This is a genomic window from Asaia sp. W19 (assembly GCF_003994335.1).
Classification (GTDB): domain Bacteria; phylum Pseudomonadota; class Alphaproteobacteria; order Acetobacterales; family Acetobacteraceae; genus Asaia.
Genome location: NZ_PNQZ01000129.1, coordinates 1 through 1,869 on the forward strand (window position 1 = coordinate 1; position 1,869 = coordinate 1,869).

1 protein-coding gene is annotated in these 1,869 nt (G+C 60.0%); it reads right to left on the reverse strand.

Annotated features, from left to right (window positions below; translation table 11 throughout):
• Positions 1 to 1,869, reverse strand: a 1,869-nt coding sequence (locus tag C0V97_RS17275) for an efflux RND transporter permease subunit (protein WP_148114964.1), incomplete at both ends; no start/stop codon positions are given.

The window sequence follows — 1,869 nt, forward strand, 5'->3', positions numbered from 1 at the left end:
GCAAAATCGATCAGCATGATGGCGTTCTTCTTGACGATGCCGATCAGCAGGACCCCCCCGATCATCGCGATCAGGGAAAACCCCCCCCAAAAGATCTGCAGCGCCAGAAGGCCCCCGACCCCCGCCGATGGGAGGGTAGACAAAATGGTCAGCGGATGAACGAGGCTCTCATAGAGGACACCGAGCACGATATAGACCGCAGCCAGAGCGGCGAGGATCAGCAGGGGCTCGTCATTGACCGATTTCTGGAACAGCGCCGCATTGCCCGCAAATCCGCCCTGGATGTCAGAAGGAACATGCAGCTTGATCAGCGCTGCGTTGATGGCGGTCACGGCGTCACCGAGAGAGACGCCCGGCTTGAGATTGAACGAGACGGTGGTGGCGACGGACTGGCCCTGATGGTTCACGCTCAGCGCCGTCGTGCCTGGCACGATGTGAGACGTCAGGCTGAGAGGCACCATCGTTTCAGCGCTGGTCGCCACTGCCGATCCTGAAGAGGTGTTGCTGCCCCCTGCAAGGCTGTTCGCCATCTGGTTCTGATAATTCGAATCTGCCGTCGAGACGCTCGTGGAGGCAGAGCTGGTCGTGACGACGCGGATACGGTTGGACGCGACACTGCCTGAGGCCGTTCCGCCTGCCGTACTGATCCAGACCTGCTGCAGCGTGTTGGGGTCTTTCCAGAAGCGTGGCGCCGCCTCCATGATTACCCGGTACTGGTTGATGGGTTTGTAGATGACAGAAGCCGCGCGCTGGCCATAGGCGTCGAACAGGATGTTCGAAACGAGCTGAGGGGTAATCTGAAACCGTGAGGAGAGATCGCGATTGATCTTCACATCCAGCGCCGAGCCGCCTTCGCTCAGATCGGAGGAGACATCCATCAACCCCGGGATCTTCTGGAAAGCCTCGACCACCTTCGGGGTGAGGGCGAAAAGCTCGTCCGCATCCGGGCCCTGCAACGCGTATTGGTAGGAGGCATTCCCCCCACGCGCGCCGGCGCGCACGGCACCGGGGGCCATGAAGAAGATCTCGGCCCCGACCATTTTCCGGAATTTGCGTCCGAGGCGTTCAATGGTCTGGGTGACCGTATCGTCGCGCTCGGATTTATCCTTGAGCGAGGCAAACAGATTGGCCTGATTGGCCTGACGGCCGCCCAGGAAGCCGACGATCGCTGCGACGTCGCGGTCTTTCGAGACGGTCTTGGCCACCTCGTAGGTCTTGACGCTCATCTGGCTGAACGAAGCCGATTGATCGCCGATGATATGGCCCATCATCATGCCGGTGTCCTCGTCCGGAAAGAAGCCTTTCGGCATTTTCACGAAAAGGGCACCTGCGATGAAGAGTGTCAGTGGCAGGCTGAGCAGCATCAGCCAGCGGTGGCGCAGAGACCAGTCGAGCGATGCAACATAGCCATCCGTGATACGCGTGATCTCGCGATCGATCACCACCGCAATACGCGCACGCTTATGGGCCTCTTTCGCAGGGCGCAGAAGCATGGCGCAGATCATGGGGGTGAGGGAGAGTGACAGGATCATCGAGATCACCAGCGTGATCGAGATGGTCATGGCAAATTCGTGAAACAGACGCCCGGCGATCCCGCCCAGGAGAATGATCGGCACGAAGACGGCGATCAGGGACAGGGTGATGGACACCACGGTAAACGCGACCTCGCCCGAACCGATGAGGGCCGCCTTGAGCGGGGAGAGTCCCTGCTCGAGATAGCGGGTGATATTTTCCAGCACCACAATGGCATCATCCACCACGAAGCCGGTCGAAATGGTGAGCGCCATGAGCGACATGTTGTCGAGCTGATAGCCCAGCAGCTTCATGGCGGCGAAGGTCGCGATAATCGAGGTTGGCACCACGATCGCT